Source organism: Paenibacillus sp. FSL R5-0341 (assembly GCF_037975235.1).
In the GTDB taxonomy this organism is placed as follows: Bacteria; Bacillota; Bacilli; order Paenibacillales; family Paenibacillaceae; genus Paenibacillus; species Paenibacillus amylolyticus_A.
This window is the reverse complement of sequence record NZ_CP150241.1, coordinates 1,011,417-1,032,518: the sequence shown is the minus strand read 5'-3', so window position 1 is coordinate 1,032,518 and position 21,102 is coordinate 1,011,417. Positions and strand designations below refer to the sequence as shown.

General features: G+C 44.4%; 19 protein-coding genes and 1 pseudogene. 6 read left to right on the top strand and 14 right to left on the bottom strand.

What is annotated here, in order from left to right:
• Positions 1 to 184: 184 nt before the first annotated feature.
• Complete coding sequence (locus MKX75_RS04595) at positions 185 to 640, bottom strand: GNAT family N-acetyltransferase (RefSeq protein ID WP_076333039.1); 456 nt, start codon at positions 638 to 640, stop codon at positions 185 to 187.
• A gap of 255 nt (positions 641 to 895) precedes the next feature.
• On the opposite strand from MKX75_RS04595, the gene MKX75_RS04590 reads away from it, so the two are divergent.
• Positions 896 to 1,471 (top strand): GNAT family protein, encoded by a 576-nt coding sequence (locus tag MKX75_RS04590; RefSeq protein WP_175623779.1) that lies wholly within the window; start codon positions 896 to 898, stop codon positions 1,469 to 1,471.
• Positions 1,468 to 1,815 (top strand): DUF1801 domain-containing protein, encoded by a 348-nt coding sequence (locus tag MKX75_RS04585; RefSeq protein WP_076333040.1) that lies wholly within the window; start codon positions 1,468 to 1,470, stop codon positions 1,813 to 1,815. Before MKX75_RS04590 ends, MKX75_RS04585 begins: the two co-directional genes overlap by 4 nt.
• 82 nt (positions 1,816 to 1,897) lie before the next feature.
• Here the strand turns inward: MKX75_RS04585 and MKX75_RS04580 are convergent, their stop codons facing one another.
• The 7 genes from MKX75_RS04580 to MKX75_RS04550 all read right to left on the bottom strand — a co-directional run bounded on the left by MKX75_RS04580 (position 1,898) and on the right by MKX75_RS04550 (position 9,857).
• A complete protein-coding gene (locus MKX75_RS04580) occupies positions 1,898 to 3,202 on the bottom strand; it encodes a DUF1963 domain-containing protein (protein ID WP_339168590.1) in 1,305 nt (434 codons plus the stop codon).
• A gap of 108 nt (positions 3,203 to 3,310) precedes the next feature.
• On the bottom strand, positions 3,311 to 4,489 hold the full coding sequence (locus MKX75_RS04575) for an alanyl-tRNA editing protein (RefSeq protein WP_339168588.1): 1,179 nt from the start codon (positions 4,487 to 4,489) through the stop codon (positions 3,311 to 3,313).
• Between the two features lie 408 nt (positions 4,490 to 4,897).
• Positions 4,898 to 5,485 carry a hypothetical protein gene (locus MKX75_RS04570; RefSeq protein WP_076333043.1) on the bottom strand — a complete coding sequence of 196 codons (588 nt, stop codon included), beginning with the start codon at positions 5,483 to 5,485 and terminating at the stop codon, positions 4,898 to 4,900.
• A 482-nt stretch (positions 5,486 to 5,967) separates the two neighbouring features.
• A complete protein-coding gene (locus MKX75_RS04565; protein WP_339168587.1) occupies positions 5,968 to 6,720 on the bottom strand; it encodes an ATP-binding cassette domain-containing protein in 753 nt (250 codons plus the stop codon).
• Entirely contained in the window at positions 6,717 to 7,781 is a 1,065-nt protein-coding gene (locus MKX75_RS04560; RefSeq protein ID WP_076333045.1) for an iron chelate uptake ABC transporter family permease subunit, read from the bottom strand. Before MKX75_RS04560 ends, MKX75_RS04565 begins: the two co-directional genes overlap by 4 nt.
• Positions 7,778 to 8,803: an iron chelate uptake ABC transporter family permease subunit gene (locus MKX75_RS04555; protein ID WP_076213211.1), complete on the bottom strand. Its 1,026-nt coding sequence runs from the start codon at positions 8,801 to 8,803 to the stop codon at positions 7,778 to 7,780. The genes MKX75_RS04560 and MKX75_RS04555 overlap by 4 nt, the downstream gene beginning before the upstream one ends.
• Before the next feature lie 16 nt (positions 8,804 to 8,819).
• Complete coding sequence (locus MKX75_RS04550) at positions 8,820 to 9,857, bottom strand: siderophore ABC transporter substrate-binding protein (RefSeq protein WP_076333046.1); 1,038 nt, start codon at positions 9,855 to 9,857, stop codon at positions 8,820 to 8,822.
• 441 nt (positions 9,858 to 10,298) lie between these two features.
• Between MKX75_RS04550 and MKX75_RS04545 the strand changes: the two genes are divergently transcribed.
• On the top strand, positions 10,299 to 10,931 hold the full coding sequence (locus tag MKX75_RS04545; RefSeq protein WP_076333047.1) for a LysE family transporter: 633 nt from the start codon (positions 10,299 to 10,301) through the stop codon (positions 10,929 to 10,931).
• Positions 10,909 to 11,073, top strand: a complete 165-nt coding sequence (locus tag MKX75_RS04540; protein WP_083679650.1) for a peptide-methionine (S)-S-oxide reductase — start codon at positions 10,909 to 10,911, stop codon at positions 11,071 to 11,073. The genes MKX75_RS04545 and MKX75_RS04540 overlap by 23 nt, the downstream gene beginning before the upstream one ends.
• 343 nt (positions 11,074 to 11,416) lie before the next feature.
• Here MKX75_RS04540 and dhaK read toward each other — a convergent pair whose 3' ends face one another.
• Both dhaK and MKX75_RS04530 read right to left on the bottom strand, forming a co-directional pair.
• On the bottom strand, positions 11,417 to 13,186 hold the full coding sequence (dhaK, locus tag MKX75_RS04535) for a dihydroxyacetone kinase subunit DhaK (protein WP_339168584.1): 1,770 nt from the start codon (positions 13,184 to 13,186) through the stop codon (positions 11,417 to 11,419).
• A complete protein-coding gene (locus tag MKX75_RS04530; protein ID WP_076333049.1) occupies positions 13,186 to 14,328 on the bottom strand; it encodes a glycerol dehydrogenase in 1,143 nt (380 codons plus the stop codon). The genes dhaK and MKX75_RS04530 overlap by 1 nt, the downstream gene beginning before the upstream one ends.
• 305 nt (positions 14,329 to 14,633) lie before the next feature.
• Between MKX75_RS04530 and MKX75_RS04525 the strand changes: the two genes are divergently transcribed.
• Together MKX75_RS04525 and MKX75_RS04520 are read left to right on the top strand one after the other, a co-directional pair.
• The gene (locus MKX75_RS04525) at positions 14,634 to 15,668 is read left to right on the top strand and encodes a PocR ligand-binding domain-containing protein (RefSeq protein WP_339168583.1); all 1,035 of its coding nucleotides are present in this window, start codon (positions 14,634 to 14,636) and stop codon (positions 15,666 to 15,668) included.
• A gap of 105 nt (positions 15,669 to 15,773) precedes the next feature.
• Positions 15,774 to 16,763 (top strand): aldo/keto reductase family protein, encoded by a 990-nt coding sequence (locus tag MKX75_RS04520; RefSeq protein ID WP_339168581.1) that lies wholly within the window; start codon positions 15,774 to 15,776, stop codon positions 16,761 to 16,763.
• Here MKX75_RS04520 and MKX75_RS04515 read toward each other — a convergent pair.
• From MKX75_RS04515 to MKX75_RS04500, 4 genes and pseudogenes are all read right to left on the bottom strand, one after another.
• Positions 16,760 to 17,638: a LysR family transcriptional regulator gene (locus tag MKX75_RS04515; protein ID WP_264935335.1), complete on the bottom strand. Its 879-nt coding sequence runs from the start codon at positions 17,636 to 17,638 to the stop codon at positions 16,760 to 16,762. The genes MKX75_RS04520 and MKX75_RS04515 overlap by 4 nt on opposite strands.
• 31 nt (positions 17,639 to 17,669) lie before the next feature.
• Positions 17,670 to 18,140, bottom strand: a complete 471-nt coding sequence (locus MKX75_RS04510) for an SMI1/KNR4 family protein (protein ID WP_339168579.1) — start codon at positions 18,138 to 18,140, stop codon at positions 17,670 to 17,672.
• 153 nt (positions 18,141 to 18,293) lie between these two features.
• The gene (locus MKX75_RS04505) at positions 18,294 to 19,682 is read right to left on the bottom strand and encodes a discoidin domain-containing protein (protein ID WP_339168578.1); all 1,389 of its coding nucleotides are present in this window, start codon (positions 19,680 to 19,682) and stop codon (positions 18,294 to 18,296) included.
• A 318-nt stretch (positions 19,683 to 20,000) separates the two neighbouring features.
• Positions 20,001 to 21,101 (bottom strand): annotated as a pseudogene (locus MKX75_RS04500) (beta-eliminating lyase-related protein).
• Between the last annotated feature and the right edge of the window lies 1 nt (position 21,102).

Here is a 21,102-nt window from a genome sequence, read left to right as displayed (position 1 = left end):
ACGAAGCAATCTGCGTATAATCATCCAAGCACCACTACCTCCACCCTTTTCATAGCATGGTCTATGTTGCGTCATTGAGTGTATTGTACTCTTTTTCCAAATTTCAATATGTATGATATGTTGCAAAATTAAAAAACCAGCGTCCTGTAAAAAAACAGAATACTGGTTTCTCATATGGATCAATTTAGATTCTTTTCGTCATAAATGCGCTGTTCGGGTCCAATATATAATCCGCGAAGGGTTCGCAATATTCGAATCCGAAATCTTCATACAACTTCCGTGCCGGAATAAATGAGTCCATTGAGCCCGTCTCCAGACTGATTCGCTTATAACCACGTTCTACAGCAACGTCCATAATATGGGCCAAAATTTTTCTCGCTACGCCTTTTCTCAGATGAGCCGAAGCGGTACGCATCGACTTCAATTCTGCATGTTCCGAATTAAGTTCTTTGATAGCCCCGCAACCGAGCAAGTCGTCCCCTTCCCATGCGCACCAGAAAGTAATTTCGGGCTTCTTGAGTCCATCCAGATTCAACGCATGAATACTCTCTGGTGGGGAGTCCGCTGCCATCCCTTGCAAGTGCTCTGCGATTAATGCTTTAACTTGTGCTCCACTCAAATCATCCACTTTGATCTCCAAAACGTATCACTCCTGCCGACATTTTTATTGGTTCTGTCATTGAATGTATATCGATTATTTCATATTACTACCATGTTAGGTTTCATGACAATAGACCACATAAATCCACTGAAATACGCTATTGTGATTCACCTGTAATTTCCATTATGATGAGGCTATCAGATGCCAAAGGGGCGAGGTCTATTGCGAAATATACATAGAGTTACATGTGAAACTACGGTGAAGCAAGCTTAACTTAATTTAAAGGAGACCCCTATGACACTCACTACGGATAACCTGTTTTATAGCAAACGATTAAAGATGACGCCACCACGTCCTGAAGACGTGCAGACCATGCTGCAATGGAACGAAGATCCGGAGTACCTTCGGAATGTGGATACTGATCTGGCCATTCCCTATTCAGAGAAACAGTTGGAAGATGAGGGCGAAACGAAGAACAAGGAAGTCTACTTTAGACTGCGCACGCATGAAGAGGATACGCTGATTGGTTTTGTCGTCATTCACAGTATTGAATGGAATAACCGCTGCGGACAGCTTGCCATTGGCATCGGACTTGCCGAACATCGCAACAAGGGATATGGTACGGAAGCGTTGAATCTTATTTTACGATATGCATTCCATGAAATGAATCTGGACCGGGTTGGCCTCGATGTCATCGCCTACAATGCCAAAGCAATCCGTTCCTATGAGAAGGTTGGTTTTCAGTTGGAAGGTCGGGCACGCTCCGCTGTATATCGTGATGGGAAGCGTTACGACCGCTTGATGATGGGAATCCTAAGACCAGAATGGGAAGCACACAATCCAATCCATACGGAGGGTGAACAAGCATGACCAAGAATGTAGAAGTCACTGCGTTTATTGAACAGATTCAGATCCCCTGGCAAGTAGAAGTCGCTGGACAACTGCGTCAGTTGGTGCATGATACCATCCCTGACGTGCAGGAACGCGTGCAATACAAGAAACCTCATTTTTTGAAAAACGGAAAGTACGCTGCGGTCATCTCGCCATCCAAACAGGCCGTGTCTTTCACCATCTTCCATGCAACCGGACTTGATCTACCCGATGGAATATTCGAAGGCCCGGAAGAGCGTAAAACGATCAAGCTCAAGGAAAAAGATACGCCGGACTATGAATGGTTGGCTGGTTTGTTAAAGCAGGCATCTGCGGACTTGTAGGAAGCTCTGGCGTTACATCAAAGGGGCCCCCCATTATGTTCAGAACTTACGGGATGCCCCTTTTTGTTGTTGCAATCTGCTATCAAGATTGCTGGTAGGATACGGCAGTCATCTGACACGGCTCACATAGGAACATGTAATACATGCCCTCACCATATTCCTCAATTTCGCCCCAATCCAGTTGTGCGACGGCCTTCATTCTCGTGGAACAGCCCGGACATGTTGGATACTCCGCATCCTGAACCCATCCCGGATGTCCGCCGACCTGAGATAACGATGGCTCCATCGCCCATTCACTGGCATGGAACGCATGACGTGATGAAGTCGCAATCTGAAACTGACGCCCAGCATCCTGTGCAAGTTTACCATAGTCGTCTAGGTCAATCTCGTTCATTCCCACATGCATAACATTATGCGAGCTCCATAACGGTTCCCCTGCTGCGTCCATCTCCATGTAAACCACACCATAACTGCTGCATATCACGCAAGTCTGTATCTGAAGTTGCTGAGCATGCCAAGAAACGTCATTCAATGCTGGATGCTTAACATCCAGACTAATTAAGGTGGTTAACGCACTACCACACCATGGACAGCAATTGGCACTAGGGGTCAGCAACGAGAATGAATCTCCGAATGATTCCACGCTAGCTCCTTCATTCTCTTTTACTTTATAGAGTGAATAACTTGGGGTGATGAATAATTCCCTGCGCTGCCCGTCTTTCGTGAGCTCCCAACCAGCTTCATTGGTGTAGTGCTCTGGTGCAACGTACAACTCACTCGTCCATGATGGCGGAGACTGTCTCCACTGCCGGAACTGCTGCACAACAACATCATCACTGATATGAGCAAGCATGAGCAAAATATGGTTACGCTTCTCATCATCGGTATTCACCTGCTGCAAGAGATGATCACGTGCCTCACCCGAGGCACTTTTATACAAAATGGAAGGATAATAGATCTCCTGTTCCAGCAGCTCAGGAATTTCGGCAGTCAACGATATATCATGGTAGCAGACCAGATATACCAGAATGTCTTTGCCTGTATCTTCATCACCTGTACGAATCCGTTGCATCGCATAGTCCTTCATCTGATCTTGTTGCTCTACAGACAAGGACAGATATACTTGTTCCTTAGATTGTTCATATGGCACATAACGAATTAGCGGATCGCGAACCTGAGGTTCGTGCATGATTTTCAAAATTTCCACCGGGTCTATGATCCCCGCATACAAGTTCACGTCACGTCGATTCGCTTCAGTGTATCTCTGGCGCTCCTCTCGTTCCATCTCCTGCTTGCAAGGCATGCAATAGCCACCCGTTTTCGCCGCTGTTGCTGGCAGAATGGTATTTGTACACCCTTCTCGTATACACTGAATTCGTTCTGTCATATTCCAACCTCCTTCAACTATTGGCAATGGAAAACACGCCACAATGTGACGTGCTTGTCCCTTACTCATATTTCAATACTGCCTGCCTGTCGTAAAAGAAAATGCGAATCAGTGATGTCCCAACTGGTCCTTGGTGAACTCATAAAAGGCGAGCGCATCTTCGCTGCTGGCAAAGCCTGCCTGAGCCATCTTTTCACTACCTCCACCTTTGCCTTGGTAGGCTCCAAGATTGCCTTTGAAGAAAGGTCCACACGCCCATTCAGGCGGCTGTCCGTTCTGTGCGAGAACGACTTTGGCCTCCGAGATGCTGGCGAACAGTACAAGTCCCTCATGGTCTGCCGTCAGCTTGGTAGCCAGGCTCTGCATATCCTTGAGCGATTTGTCTTCAAAGACTTGAGCAATCACCAGCCCTTGCCGAGCAGCCAGAAGTTCCTCCGCATAATAGGCATCATTGGTTGTTTTCACTGCATTCAGCTCGGTTTGCAGCTGTTTTTGCTCCTGCTCCATTTTCTCAATGCGCTCCAACAATTCGTCCTTGCTGGTCTTTAATTTAACCATGATGCTATTGAGCACGTTTTGTGTGGATGTAAATTCATTCAGCGCTCTTGTTCCACATTTGAAATAAATGCGGGTGCCGCCCTTCACTTTTTCGGTTTTCAGCAGTTTGATGATGCCGATCTCACCTATCGCCGACACATGCGTTCCGCCGCAGGCGTTATACTCTACACCTTCGATCTCGACGATGCGAATGTCTTCTGTTACCGTAGGCTGCTTCACCAGTGGCAATTGTGCCGCCTCTTCTGCTGTAACCCATGAAGTGTTGATACGAGCGTTACGATAGATCTGACGATTCACTTCTTGTTCAATGGCAGTCAATTGATCCGCTCCCAGTTCAGCCGCCGCCACATCAATCGTGTCATACTCCGTTCCAAGATGGAAACTGAGCGTCATCGCTTCAGTCAACTTCAGAGTGATTGCCGATAACAAATGTTGACCCGTATGCTGCTGCATATGATCGAATCTTCGCTCCCAGTCAATCTCACATTGTACTTCAGTCTGTTCAGGGGCGCGTTCCAGCTTATGCCACACCTCTCCATCTTCGATGTTCACATCCAGCACAGCGATGCCGCCAATTTGCCCCAGATCACAAGGTTGTCCACCCCCATGCGGGTAAAAAGCAGTCTCCGCCAGCGTGACATATACTCCGTCTTCCTTGTCCACTCTGCCTGTAATCGTTGTATGCCACTCTCTGGTGTAAGCAGAGTCATAATAGATTTTTTGCGTCATTGAATCATCCCGATCCCTTCTCGTTCAAATGGGTTTTCATAATCTCCAGATTACACTATCTGGAACCTTCAAGCCAATTTATGGCATGCAAGACTTACACTTCGTATCCAAAAGAACGATTTGTAAGTTAGTGCAATACGAAAAACTCGATCCATGAAGGAACGATTTTTTCGTGATACGTAAGATGTCATAGTTACGTCCTGATAGCATGAGCAAGAAACAGTCGCCGTAAAAAATTAAAATCTTTGCTTAAGTGTATATACGTGCTATGTAATTATAAAAGAGAACAATTCCACCTAATCTCTCTGAAATTGGGTCAAAATAAAAAAAATGGGTAAGTCCCGTTTAACCGAAACAAACCCAAGATTCCTTTTGAATATTTATTTTTTGGTTTTAGTGACTAGTTCTTCATTCAAAACAAGAAGAGTAGATATCACCAATACTAAAGAATCCAATTGCTGCGCTGATTAACTCAGGTCCCGCATCTTTTGCTGCAAATTTAACTGCATAACCAATGGCTGAAGATGCACTGTAGCCCCATTCATTTTTAGCTACTTTGAATGCTGGAACAAGGTTTCCGATAAATTTCGTTACGCCTCCACCAGCTTTAATTACATCCTTAATTTTTGCAATCTTTGCGAAAGCAAAAAGATTTTCAGCAATCGCCAATCCTACTGCAGATGTACAGCCAACAACACCCATTGTGCTAATGACATCTTCTTTTGATAGATTATAAAATTTATCTCCATCCGTAATATACTTATCACCTGTATAAGAACTCAGCCATTTTGCAGTTGCTTGAGCACCTTTCTCAACAACTTCATCAGGGATTGCCTCAATAAGATACAAGGTTTTCTCCAACTCCGCAAACTCAGAACCAGAGTACTGATATGTACTTTCTTCGTTGTTAGCACTTGCTGAGGATAAGCCAATTACGTTAAACAATAGAATTAATGCCAAAATACCAGAAAAAGTTTTCTTGATAATATTATTCATTAAATATCCTCCATTTCAATTTTTTGGTACTAAAACATTTTATACTAAAATATGATATAATTCAACCAAATATATACAAAGGAGGTTATAAATTGAGGAATAAAGTACCCTTTGGACTGTTAATCTTGGCTATAGCAATCGGTGGCATTTTTGTAACGCAACTCGAAAATGACACATTTAAGATTTTATACTCAGTTTTAGGAATCCTGGTTATTGTATTAAGCTACTTTATGTTTTCAAAAAAGAAAGTCTAAACCTATAAGTTACGAAAATAGAAAAAAACGAGATAAGGAACGCACCATTCATATACTGCAGTTGTGCGTTCCATTCTCGATTCATTTCCACTCGGCAAAGCAAGTCGAGAAAGCATGATACTCCCTTCTAAGAGTTATGTATTGCAAAAAATGAAGTAAAAAGCAGAGTGATTAATCACTCTGCTTTTTACTTCATTTAAACAAACAACTTTTCATTAAATCTTGTGGTTAATAGATCGCTATCGGTCCATACGGACCATCGATAATTTCAATTTTAGTTTCAAAAATATCTGTTAAAATTTCAGGGTCCATCACTTCTTCTACGGTTCCAAAAGCAGCAATTTGGCCATCTTTCATAGCACATATTCGATCCGAATATTTGGCGGCAAAATTGATATCATGCATAACCGTCAGAATGGTTCTTCCGAATTCATTAGTAGCATATCTCAAATGCTCCATCATCCGAACAGAACGCGCAACATCCAGATTGTTCAAAGGCTCGTCCAAAAGTACATATTCCGTCTCCTGACACAAAACCATGGCGACATAAGCTCTTTGCCTTTGACCACCAGAAATCTCATCTAAATATCTATTTTCCAGATCAGTTAAGTCTAGAAAATCAATATATTTAGAAATAATAGCTTCATCCTCATCCGTTAATCTTCCCTTAGAATAAGGAAACCGTCCGAATCCGGCAAGTTGCCTAACGGTAAGCCTTGTGACAAAATGATTTTCTTGTCGTAAAACCGTTACAATCTTGGCCAAGTCTTTTGACTTGGTCGTGGAAACATCCATATTGGCAACCTTGATCTGACCTTCGTCCAAATCCAAAAGTCTTCCGATCATCAGAAGTGTCGTCGACTTCCCCGCACCATTGGGCCCAATCAATGAAGTAAGACCGGCTTTGGGTATATGAATATTCAAAGGGCCGATCTCTACCTCGGCTGCATAGGTTTTTTTGACATTATTGATCTGTATCATAAAGAACCCTTCCTTAAAATCACAATTAAAAATGTTAGGCCGCCAACCAATTCTATAATGATGGAAACAACACCTTGGGCATTGAAAACATGATTCATAATAAAGTATGCACCGGTTAAGATCACAAACCCTATCGCAAGAGCCATTGGGAAAACATATCTGTGATCATAGGTTTGCGCGGCCTGATAACTCAAAATCGCAACTAAAAATCCATAGAATGTAAGTGGTCCAACCAAAGCCGTCGAAATGGCCATCAATATGGAAACCAGGATCAGCGTATAAATCACACTACTTTGATGTTTAGTTCCCAAGGAAGTCGAGACATCCTTACCCAACGATAACACATTTAACCTCTTTGCATTAGCAAGCAGCAGGATCGCTGTAATGATGACGATAGGAATCGCAATCGGGAAATAGGCAGAATCCGCATTATTCACGGAAGCAAACATTCTTGCCTGCAAAATATCAAACTCGGACGGTGCTAGAAGTCTTCTCATAAATGAAGATACGGATCTCAGCCCGGTCCCAATGATAATACCGACTAGAAGCAGAAGTTGTAAATTGCCGTATTTTCCCGAAAGTAGCCATCCATAAAGAATCAAACACATGATGACCATTGCAGCAACTTGATATAAAAAGGAATCAACACCGCTAAAATTCACAAATACCGTAGCACCAAGGAAAAATATAGTACTCGTATGAATGGTTGAATAGATAGCATCAAAACCTAAAAGGGACGGAGTGATAATTCTGTTATTCGTAATCGATTGAAATGCAACCGTGGATAAACTTTGGCAGATTGCAGCGATCAGCATTGAAACCAGAGCAACTACTCTTCTTGTAACAACAGGTATAAACGAAGGAGACGATACCGGGACCGGATTGTTATAAATCAGTAGCCCAACTGATGCAAAAACGCCCAGAACAATCAATGTTATCAGCAAAATCCAATAGCGCTTTTCTTCTTTCTTGGTACGGAAGGCTCTAGCTGATCTTTTTTTAGGACGACGGCTAGAATCGATTTCGATATTCAGTGGATTTCTACTTGCTAAGTCGCTCATCTTACCCTCCTTGTTGACCGCCTTTGTCTTAACAAAATGACAATAAATACGACGGCTCCCACTGTTCCAAGGATCATGGAGACAGGTATTTCAAAAGGCATGATGATGACACGAGACAGGATATCACAAACAATGATACTGCCCATCCCTAATAAGCACACCCATGGCAAATTGCTCCTGAGATCGTCACCCCTAAACATGGAAACGATATTGGGGACAATTAACCCTAGAAAAGGCAAGTTCCCAATGACAGCTGCAACGATTCCAACGGCCAGTGAAATAAGCGCAGTACCCAAAAGAATGATCCTGTCATAATTTACACCAAGACTAGTAGCGACATCTTCTCCAAGACCAGCTAAAGTCAACCGATCAGCAAAAACAAAAATAAGAATAGTCACCAATACAATGAGCCATAAATATTCATACCTGCCAATTTGCACAGATGAAAAGGAGCCTGCAAACCAGCTTTCAATATTTTGAGTCATTTGGAATACAAGTCCAACGAAAGTTGAAAATGCAGAAATGACTGCTCCAAGCATCATCCCAATAATCGGGACAACTAAAGACGAACGGAGTTTAACTTTCTTTAGAAACATAAAAAAAATCATCGTTCCTATAAAAGAAAAAATGATTGCACCAGTCATTCTTAGTGTTAAGCTCGGTGCAGGAAAGACCAGATAAATAAACATGATCCCCAGACCTGACCATTCCATTGTTCCTGTTGTGGTAGGTTCCACCAAGCGATTCTGTGTAATAAGCTGCATGACCAGTCCAGCCATTGCCATGGCGGCACCGGTAAGCATTAATGCAACAGTTCTTGGGACACGAGTAATGAAGAACATCTCCATTCCATCGGCTTGTCCTCGTATGTCATAGACTCCAATAAGCAGTGATGTAATGCCTAAAATAATAGTGGCTATAATCGCAATGATAAAAGGTATGGTCCATAGCTTTTTCGGATTATGACGCTGGGGTTGAGAATTCTCAACCCCAGCTAATTTTGGTATTAAATTTTTCTGCACTGCAGCATACTCCTTTTTACTGTTTAGCTAGAGCTTTCGTAAGATTGTTAATCAACTCCAAGAAAGTTTCAATCGATTCATTGGTGTATGTGTCGTTTGGAGCATAAACGATTTGTTTTTGAGTAATAGCTGTTGTGTTTTTCAGAGCAGGTGAGTTATCAATAACGTCCTGAGCCGGAACGGCACCTTCTTCAGCAGATACAGCTGCATCCCGATCCAGTACGAAAATCCAATCCGGATTGCTTTGGGCGATCGCTTCAACAGAAATATCATCACCTTGATGATCAGAAGAAGATTTGTCCACTTCTAGTGCTGGAACCCAGCCGAAAATGTCATACAATGGTCCCCACACACGTCCAGTAAGAGGAGCCGAGAAACCAATGTTTCCACCAGAAACGACAACACTCATAATTTTATCTTCACCATTATAAGCGGCCTTAGCTTCTTCAATAGCTTTATCAAAATCAGCAATCAGTTGGCTGGCTTCTTCTTGCTTCTCGAAAATTTTCCCTAAATTGGTTGTTGCATCTTTAAGTCCATTCACAAAGTTATCTCCAGGTGATGCTGTTTCTTCAAGCTCAATGTTAAGGTCAATCACTGCTGCATTAGGCACTAATTTTTTGATATCTTCATAGAATCCAGCAAATCGTTGACCAACAATGACAAGGTCAGGCTGTATCGAAGCCAATAGTTCAAGATTTGGTTCACGATGATTTCCAATATTTTGTACCGATTCATCCGCCACATACGGTGAATCCGCAGGCATTACATCCTTCGGCGCTGCTGCTAATTTGACGCCCCAAGTAGACAGAGTCTCAAATGTTCTGTTATCCAGAGCAACGATCTTCGTTGGATTTACTGGCACAGTTACCGTTCCATGAGCATCCGTAATTTCAACAGTTGTGGGTGTAGCTGTAGTAGCAGCATCGGAAGTTGTAGCCTCTGTATTCACAGTATCCGTCGTAGCAGGTTCATTACTTGAACAAGCTGCCAACACCAAAGTTAAAGCTGCAACCATGATCAACATTAATTTTGAAGAAATAGACTTTCTCATTTAATTTATATCCCCCTAGATATAGAAAATTTGGATTCCCAAGCAGCGTACTGCGTTGGATAAACTCAGTATCATATACCTCCTCAGACGTAAATTTAGAAAATAATCTTAACCCCTTTTCACTATAGTGCAGAGTAACAAAACAACAAATGATAGTGATTATCAATATCAATAGGTTATATTATAACAAGTTAGAAGGCATTTTCAACAACCTAATTGTTTTAATTCATGGCGAAATTATGAACCAAATATTCTATTCTATGTATTTATATGCATAAAAAATCGACATTTTATAATGATGTACATTGAACAATATGCATCCATCTGAACTCCATTTTATTGAGTGACCGCTTGATATTACCAAATGTATATTGTAAATTAAAAAATACACTTTTATTGTATACAGTAAAAATGAATCATAGATGTGGAAGGAAATGTTCAATGGATATTTATGTTAAGTATTTTTTAATCGGTCTTGCCATAGCCATGCCTGTTGGAGCAATTACAGTAGAAATGACAAAGCAAGGATTGAAAAATGGGTTTATTCACGGATGGGCCGTAGGTATTGGTGGCATGACGATTGATATTTTACTTATACTTGCTCTGTACTTCGGCTTTGCTTCCGTACTGGCCTTGCCGTATGTTCAAACGCCTCTCTGGATCGTAGGTGCAGGGTTCCTCGCATATCTGGGTTACGATTCAATCAAAAATGCCGATAAAGATATCACCCCGGCAGATGAAAAGACACAGAAGTCATTTTTTAGTACATATCGAAACGGATTGCTTGTTGCAGTATCACCTGGTAACTTAGTATTTTGGGTTTCCGTATTTGGTGCGGTTCTTTCCCAATCCTATAGTTCTTCCCACTCAGGAAGCTTTGCCATTGCAGCATTTGGAGTGATGAGCGGAATTTTGATTCATGATTTAGGCCTGTTATCTATTGTTTCAGTAACAAGAAAAGTAATGAGCCGCCAAATGATTCGTTGGGTTTCGGTCATTGCTGGAATTATGTTACTTGGGTTCTCTCTATATTTTGTGTACGAATTCGTAGTTGGCCTCATTCAATTCTTTTGATCGAAAAAGTCAGTATCGTGCCGTCATTTTATATCATGCGGAGGAACAACGCGTTATTGCAGAGAAATCAAAGACAGATTTAGACCAGTCGGGACGCTTCCTTGAGCCGGTTGTGACAGCTATTGAAGCACGAAGTGATTAAAAAATTCTGGAGTTAAACGATATTCAAAAAAATAGGACAATCCTAATTGCTTTAGGAGTGTCCTATTTCTTTTATTCATTTTTTCAATAATTCATCTATATAAATTGAACTAAAGAATATTTACACTTGCCACTCCGATGACAGAACAACCTTCTGATCGCTGTTATCCCCAGATTTTTATATTAGGCTTTACAAAGGGGAAAATCTGGGGATAAAGGCGAAGTGTATGCTTCCGAAGTAGCTTTCTTGCAGAAAGCTTTTAGCTCCGCTTTTTCAGGTTGTTTCTGTCCTCTACGTTCTCGTGTAAATGTTTAGTTCAATTCATCTAGAACGATAAGATTCCTTATTTCATCGATTCGGACAGCTCTGTGAAAATAACACCCAGCGCATACGCGCCAGCATCAGGGTAGCCCAGACTGCGATCGCCGACAGTACCTGCTCGGCCCATACGTGCCACGATATCTTCCGTTTTCTTCGCACCGTCAACGGCAGCTGCTGCACCTTTGGCAAATGCGGTTTTGAAGTCATCGCCAGACTCCGCGCTTTGCGTCCAGGAATCAGCACACGGAACGAGTGCATCGATCAAGGTTTTGTCGCCTACAACAGCACCACGTCCGAAGGAGCGTTCTCCTGTGGATTGAATCCCCTGCACAGCTGCATGGATCATGTCAGCAAATTCAGCAACGTTCAACTGCTGTTTGTCCCCTACTGCTTTGCCAGCCGCACGGAATGCTGAACCCCAGATTGGACCGGATGCTCCGCCACAATATTCCATGATGACCAATGAACATGCGTCGAGGAACGAACCGATGTTTTTCTTATCTTCGTTAATGATATGATTCCATTCGCGTTTCAACTGGCGGAAGCCTTTGGCTACACTCATACCGAAATCGCCATCCCCGGCATGGGAATCCAGTTCACAGAATGGCACTTCGTTCTTGATGATGATCTCACCCATTTTATCGATCAGATAGACGACATTATCCAGGGAGAATTGATTGCCTTCGATTACCGCAGCTGATGCATCGGTCTCCACTTCGTAAGATACGGGAGCGTCTTCACCCACAACAGCTTCCAGCGCTTCGGAATAAGCCACTTGTGCTACCGGAGGGCCAGATACTTTAAATGCAGGGGTATCACTTTCCTTGAACAACAATGACTTCAGTTCATCATCCAGTTTCAGGATCGTAACCGATGCACCCGCCATATCAATACTTGTCATGTAGTTGCCTACAAACGTAGTAGCGACCTTCAGACCTGCATGTCCTGCAAGCTCACGTTGAACGGAATTGTTGAGCAGGTACAGTTCTTGCAGTGGCGTTGCGCCAAAACCATTCACCAGCACTGCAATCTCAGCAGAAGCATCCGTATCCAGCTTCATGTCTGCAAGCAACGCTTCAACCATACGTCCTGCCAACTCATCCGCAGATACGATTTTTTCCCGGCGAATCCCTGGCTCACCATGAATCCCTACGCCAAATTCCATCTCATCTTCAGCAATTTCAAAGGTCGGTGTGCCTTTGGCTGGCACAGTACAGGATGTGAATCCAAAACCAATACTGCGAACGTTCTGAGCTGCTTTCTCAGCAACAGATTTCACATCTGCCAGACTGCGGCCTTCTTCGGCTGCTGCTCCAGCAATCTTGTGAACCAGTACAGTGCCGGCAACGCCGCGACGCCCAACGGTATACAAGCTGTCTTGTACAGCGATGTCATCCTCAACACGCACATATTGTACATCGATGCCATCTTCTTCAGCCAGATGCGCTGCATTCTTGAAGTTCATCATGTCGCCGCTGTAATTCTTGATGATCAAGAGTGTACCCTTGTTGCTGGCTGTTGCCTTGATTGCTTGGTACACCTGGATTTGGGAAGGAGATGCGAACACATCTCCACATACCGCTGCATCCAACATACCTTTTCCCACATAACCTGCGTGAGCTGGTTCATGTCCACTGCCACCGCCACTGATCAGGCTGACTTTATCGGCCTGAATCTCTCTGCGTTTAATGACTTTATATTTTTTCAGGAACACAAGCTCCGGGTGCGCGAGCGCAATCCCGTTACACATTTCCATAACAACATTTTCTGCTTGGTTAATAATTTTCTTCATTATTTTGCCTCCCGGCGAGCTGCTTTGTACTCACGACCCATGCGGTCAGCGGCTGCAATGGCAGCAGCCACTTCAGGAACGGTGATCGGGAACGGCATCGCGTGAATGGATTCTTCCGGAATACAAGCGATCTCTGCCACTTTCAACAGCTCTTCCTGACTAATCGTGTCTACACCGATGTCCGCCAAGCTGATCGGCAGTCCCACTTCTAGACAGAAGTCCATAACTTCATGCAGCTCTTCGGTTGGTGCATTTTCGAGCACGAGTTGTGCAATTGTGCCAAAGGATACTTTTTCACCGTGGAAGAAGTGATGTGTGCCCTCAAGAACAGTCAAACCGTTGTGGATTGCATGTGCTGCGGCCAGACCGCCGCTTTCGAATCCAAGACCTGACAACAGAATGTTAGTCTCAACGATGTTTTCCAGCGCTTGAGTCACAACGTTGCTGTCACTCGCTACTTTTGCTTTCGCACCGTCAGTCAGCAGCATTTCATAACACAGTTTTGCCAGTGCAAGTGCCGCATTCGTACCAACTGCAGAAGGTGTATATCCTTCGCGGGAACCCATTGGAAGACTTGCGTTTACACGGGAATAGGATTTCGCTGTTGCTCTTGCTTCGAAGTATGTAGAGAGCGCATCTCCCATACCGGATACGAGGAAACGTGTTGGTGCGTTAGCGATTACCGTTGTATCAACGAGTACCACACTTGGGCTTTGTTTGAAGTAAGCATAGTCATCGAAAGAACCATCCGGTGTGTACAATACAGCCGAGTGACTTGTCGGTGCGTCTGTTGCCGCAATCGTTGGACAGATGATCAGTGCTTCGCCTTCAGCTACACATTTAGCTGCATCAATGGCTTTACCGCCACCCAGACCGATGGTAGAGTCACATCCTTTCTCCTTCGCGATCGCTTGCAGACGAGCAACTTCCTCACGGGAACATTCCCCTTTAAAACCGCTTTCAACAAACGTAATATTAAATTTCTCGGCTGTTGCATCCAGCTTTGCTTTGACACGCTGTACATCATCCGGATGTGCGATTAACAAGGCAGATTCTCCGAAGGATTTAACAAAGTACCCCAGGTTCAACAATTCGTCTTCGCCTTGTACATATTTGGTTGGGCTGATAAATGCTTTTCTCATATTAATATATGCCTCCTAAGGATATGAAATAGTGTAGTCATTAGATCAAATTTTAATTTCTTACAATTGACCTTAATATAACGCATGAGCAGCAGGTTTACAGTGGACTTTGATAACAAATTATTATAATTTTCAATCGTAATTTTTTGCTTTTTAGCGCAATCATGGTATGTTATTGTCATGAGATGGTTGAATTTTGACCTCCCATTATACATTACCCGTCATCATTACATCTTAATATGTACAACTTGCTAACTTTTAACGGCCTACATCATGAATCAGGTTAGCTATGGAGGTTTCATCCAATGATTAAAGAATATCTGCATATCAATAAAATTCTCGACCTTAATAAATGGAAGCGTCTACAAGATTCTCTCGCCACAGTTACCAAACTTGCGATCCTCACTGTTGACTATAAAGGTATTCCCATAACCAGTCACAGCAGCTGTCAGGCCTTCTGCCAGAATGTACGCAAAGACCCCGAACTTCTCTCCTACTGCCAAAAATGTGATTCGCGCGGTGGTCTGGAAGCGGTTCGATTAAATGAGCCTTATGTGTATTTATGCCATTTCAATATTATTGATATCGCGATTCCGATCACGATTGATGGCAAATATATCGGCGCCGTCATGGCAGGACAAGTGAAACTCGCCGACCCGGAAAAGGGTAGTGATCTGGAGCAGATTGTTACATCCAAGAACGTGCCCATGCATGCAGCCAAGCTGGAGGAATTAAAAGACGATTACGCCCAGCTACCTGTGATGACTTATGAAGAGATTGTGAAAATCTCCAACATGTTATCCCTGCTCTGCAACTATATTGTAGAAGAAGCGCTCAACAAAAATCTGTTAGTGGAAATGTTCGAGAAAGCGTCAGGCAATCAGGAGTCACTGAACCTCTCCACTATTCTGCCGGGTTACTCCATTCGTAATATCGAGTCGATCAAAAAAGAGATGACCAATGCGATTGCGGATGCCTATCTCAAAAACAGCCCAAGTGATGCGGAAAGCTCCAGCCCGGTGCTCCAGCCTGCATTTGAATACATTCACAGTCACAAGAGTGAGCAGGTTTCACTCAAACAAATGGCCGATCTATGCCACCTGAGTCCGAGTTATTTCAGCAGGCTGTTTGCCAAGGAAACCGGTGAGAACTTCACAACCTACCTGGCACGACTCAAAATCAAGTGGGCCAAGCAATTACTGGAGGTCACCGACATGCCTGTCTCACAGATCAGTGATGAGCTGGGATTCAATGAATCGGGATATTTTATCAAAATATTCAAAAAGTTCGAGGAGATTACGCCCGCTCTCTATCGCAAATACATTCAAGAGAAAATGTAAATTCACTGATATCTTTTTCGTATCAAAGATGGGTTTAAAAGATATTTCACCTATTAATCTGCCATTGCTACAATGGAGTCCAGATGACTTAGGGAGGCGGCAAGAATGGAATATCGCAAATTAGGAAACAGTGGATTAACCGTCAGTGAGATTTCACTCGGCAACTGGATTACGCATGGAGCGCAAGTCGAGGATGGAATAGCAGAAGCTTGTGTGCGAGCCGCTTTGGATGCAGGTATTACCACATTCGATACCGCAGACGTATACTCCAATACCAAGGCAGAATCCGTGTTAGGACAGGCTCTTAAGGATGTACGAAGAGAAAGTATTGAACTGTGCACCAAAGTCTGTCACCCCACCGGCTCTGGTCATAATGACCGCGGACTTTCCCGGAAACACATTATGGAAGCCTGTCATGGTTCCTTACGTCGGTTACAGACTGATTATATCGATGTCTATTACGCTCACCGTTATGATTACAATACTCCTCTGGAGGAAACGTTTCTTGCGTTTGCCGATCTGGTGCGTCAGGGCAAAGTCCACTACATTGGCGTAAGCGAATGGAACGCGGATCAGATCGCAAGAGGAGCCGCTTTGGCGCGGGAACTTCGTGTGCCCTTTATTGCAAGTCAACCCCAATATTCCATGTTATGGCGTGTGATTGAGCAAGAAGTCGTACCCGCAAGCGATCAAGTAGGACTGGGACAGATCACATGGTCTCCTCTGGCTCAGGGCATACTATCAGGCAAATATGTGCCTAACGAAGCATTACCCACCGGATCACGTGCAGCCGGAGAGGCAGGAGCACCCTTTTTCAACAAATTGGCTGGTCAGTGGTTACGCGCAGATGTTCTTACCGCTGTGCAAGAGCTTGTTCCGCTCGCTAAAGAGATTGGTCTTACGCTCCCCCAACTCGCTGTGGCATGGGTGCTTCAGCATTCGTATGTCAGTTCCGTCATTATCGGTGCATCCCGGCCGGAGCAGGTATTGGAAAATGTAAAAGCTTCTGATGTGAAATTGGACCCTGAGATCATGACTCGTATTGATGAAATATTGAATCCTTGGATTGAGCGTGATCCAGCCAAGACGGGTTAAACGCATTCATCAACAAAGTTCATAAAACGGGATACCACTTCCTGATTCATATCCGTCCGCCATGCCGTGTACAACGGTACGGAGGGCGGATTTTCTTGTAATGGAAGAAAGACTACACCCTTTCGCTGGAACACATCCACCGATGATGGAACAATGGAAATGCCCATGCCAGCCGCAACGAGATTCACAATCGTATACATCTGGATCGCTTCCTGCGTAATTCGAGGGTCTACGCCATGTGCTCTGCAATAATCCAGAACGAGACGATGGAACGGAGAGCCCAGATGCCTTGGGAATAAAATAAAATCTTCATCCGCCAGTTCTCGAATTGAAACTTGAGTCTGAGAAGCCATCGGGTGATGATCTGGCAACACGGCAATCAACGTTTCCATCTGACAGGGACGGAACGAAACATGGCGGGTATCTTCCTGATAGCGCAGAAATCCAATATGGATCTGTCCGTCTTCCAGTGCCTGCAATTGCTGGGACGAAGTCATCTCACGTAATGTCAATTCAATCTGCGGGTACGCAGCGCGAAATTTCCTGAGTACATCCACCATAATGCTCCCTGAAGCCGAATCCACAAACGCCACGGTTATATGCCCGATGATACCCTGATCTGCCTTTTGTGTAAGCTGAATAGATCGATCAAGTTGGGCCAGGATGAGTCTGGCCTGTTCCAAAAATACGGCACCTGCTGGTGTCAGACGAACCATTTTTCTTGTGCGTTCCAACAACTTTACCCCAAGCTCTTCCTCTAAATTCTGAATCTGCTGGCTCAACGGTGGTTGCGTCATATTTAATTTTTCTGCTGCACGGTGGAAATGAAGCTCCTCCGCCACGGTGATAAAGTATCTTAACTTTCGGATATCCATACGTCTGCTGTGCTTCCTTCCGTCTATCCTGTTAATTCATCTGTTCCTGAACCCAGATTGCCGACTCAGCCAGCATTATCATTAGTTCATTAAAATCCACAGCAATCTCCCGAAGAGGCAGTTCTCCTGCATCGTGGATCAACATCAATACCTTGCCGGAGCTTTGATCCAGTATAGCCATACTTCCTTCACCAAATCCACCAATCGGGAAAGGCTGGAGGTCAGCTGGCAACTCATATTCTTTCTCATATTCACGATAGGCTTCCAGAAACTCGGGATAGGCCCAGTCCAGTTCTTTCACCGAATACAAGGCAGGATCGCCGAAGTTGCATGCACCGAATTCGAGCAAAAGCGCACGGTACGCTGAGGGCAATCTCACGTTATGCTTTTGCTCAAAATCCCCAATGCTCTGTTGCGTTTCAGGAGTGCACCCTTCTCCCATTGTCGTATCATAAGCTTTGGCCAAAAGATCACGAATCGGTTGCAATTCTATTGACGCCACTTGAACTCCCCCTTTTAATACGTGTTCAACAAAATCTTAAAATGTACCTTTCGTCACTTGTCTATCTATTCCTGCAAAAAACGGCTGAATCAGGACTTTCGCCACTGATCAGCCGCTGTGTAGTCAGATCCATTCTTACTAACAACTTATACCTTACAACGCAATACCCGTTACCTTCCATTCCAGAATGCCTGTGGAAGCAGCATCATTGGATACCATCTGAAGACGCATTTTCGTGGTGCTCACCGGATCAAAAGTCGTGGTATTGTACGTATCTGCACGAGTCCCACGGCCTTTGGCGTTCTTCACATCACGCCATGTTTTTCCGTCCCAGTATTGAATTTTGTACGAGCGAGGTACGTCGATGCCGCCGTTGTCCTTGAACCAGTACACATCCGTTTGTGATACCGTATACGTACGATCCAGATCATATTGTACCCAATGTGTACCGATCTCTGGCCAGTTCCCATACACCGCCTGTGTACGGTCGTTGGAATGTGCAGGGTCCAGCCCATCATTCAGCGCAGCAATCGTTTCCCATGGAGAAACATACGATGTCGTCACTTTCGCATTCGCAGCTACATTAACAGGTTGACTGGTGGCTGGTGCAAGCGGGAAACGTGCGGTATCCTTCTTCAACTGGCTCCACGTATATCGCAGTAACCAGGCATCCCAATTCGTGATCGTAGATGAATTGCCTGCCCACATAATCGTTGGCATGGGGAAGCCACCCGGCGGACGATCCGGTACTTCATAGAAATCTGGCATGCCGAAGCCATGACCAATTTCATGTTCGGTAATTTCGATTTCCGTGTTGTTTACGGTTCTCAAAATGTAATCATCGGAAACCCGCTGCCCCCAGTCTCCGCCAGCACCGCCGCCGAAGTTGGACGTTCCCCACAGGTACATGTCAAACCGCTTGTCCAAACCGCCAGGGTAGGCATAGTTCGGATTCGTAAAATGCTCAAATCGCGACAACGCGTTAGGCGCATAAGGCAAGGCTGCCGGGATTTTCGGATCAGACTTGCTCAGCTCATCCACAGTTGTGGTTGTATATATGATTTCATCTGATTGCTTGTCCAGAATCTGTGCCGGATTCGCTACTGCCCAACCGACTACTTTAACCGCAATATCCCCATAAGGCCAACCATCATAACCCTTCAAATGTTTCGTCCAGTTATTCATTTGCCGGCCCAGCATCTTCTCGATATCCTTACGCTGTTGCAGGGTCACATTCTTGGTCGATTGCCAGCGTACAACATAGTTAATGGTTCCTTGACCTGCAAAAATCTGATCGTAGATCAGATTCTTCCGATTGACCGATCCTTCCTTGATCATACGATTGGTGTACACCCACTCAATGGATGATCTCAATTCCGAAGGCATATCGGATAATACAGCAGTGATCGATACACCTGACTCGGCGGATTCAGCTGCGTACGCATCTCCAGACCATGCGGAACTTCCCCCCAGCAGTGTTGCAGATAAGGCGAGTGACATTACAGCTAGCGTACATTTTTGACGTGAAAACATAATCTTCATCCTTTCTTCCCCGAATGTTATGAACAGCTCTCGTTTCGCTCCCCATTCCTTGTTTGGAATATATTACCTTTAATATTTTACATGATAAAGAAAATATTGGAATACATCGGTATACCTGTTTTTGCTACAGGTTCATGCACTTGTTCAAGTTAATCCTGTGATAAAAATCGGACTTTGGACTAATGACATATGCTCGTTCATGAAAGTGGTTTGCATAGGAAGCTGTAAATAAGTGCACAAAAATACCCTGTCCAGCATGTGGACAAGGTAGATTAACAACATTTAGTTGATTTCGCACATAAATTTCTTTCAGAATTCTTATCTCACCTGTTTACGCAGCTCTTGATCCAACCATTCCAGTGCTGCACGCAGCTTATCCTGGGGAACTTGCTCATAACGATCTCCCGCAGAAAATTCAAAAGCACAGCTGTTCCCACTCGTCTTGTTCAAATACGAAGTTACTGCTATACCATGCTGCTGAGCCATTTGCACAAGAATCGGTTCGACTTCGGCAGCAGCCAGCGCAAAGTGAACATGGAACATATTCGATACAGGGACCTCGGGCAATGTATGTATTCCGTGACACGCATTCAGTAGGGAGGCGAGTTCTTGAGCCTGCTCGTAATAAAGCTCCATTTTGCCAATCCGTTCATTGAAATAATACTGGGAACTCAGAATATACGGATAGAGGCCGATCAGATCTCCGCCGTGCCGCCGTTTCCATACTTTCGACTCTTGCATCACATCCGTGTCTCCGGCCAATATGGCCCCCGCAATGCCCCCAATGCCTTTGTAAAAGGACACATACACCGTATCAAACAGACTGCAAATCTACGCAGGTGTCTTCTGATAATAGGGAGTAATCTCGAACAGACGCGCCCCGTCCAAATGCAGTTTAATCCCGCGTTCACGGCAATACGCCGAGATCGCTTCCAGTTCTTCATACGCTGGCAATTGGCCGCCAATCTCGCGTTGCGGCAGTTCCAACAACAGGCAGGCAATGTCCTGATCGAGCGCCTGTACATCTTCTAATCGAATCAAACGATCCTTGTCCGCAAGCAAAATCGATTCAATCTGGTGCAACTCTTTCAGACCGTCTTCCTCATGGATTTCCAGATGACATAGAGGGTGATAAGCTACTCGCTTTACTCCTTTGCGGTCACACCAGATCCGTAATGCTATCTGCTGCGCCATCGTTCCGCTTGGGAAAAACACCGCCGATTCCTTGCCCAGAACGTCTGCCATCTGTTGCTGAAACTCTTCAATGACGGGACCGTTGCCGTAGTGGTCACTGAACAGTTCCCCATCGATCTGCTCCAGTACATCCTGAAGCACCTTCACTTTGCGAATGCCATGACCGCCAATAATAAAGTCTGCCTGACTAAATGCTTCCGCGAGCGTTAACGTAGTATCCTCCAAG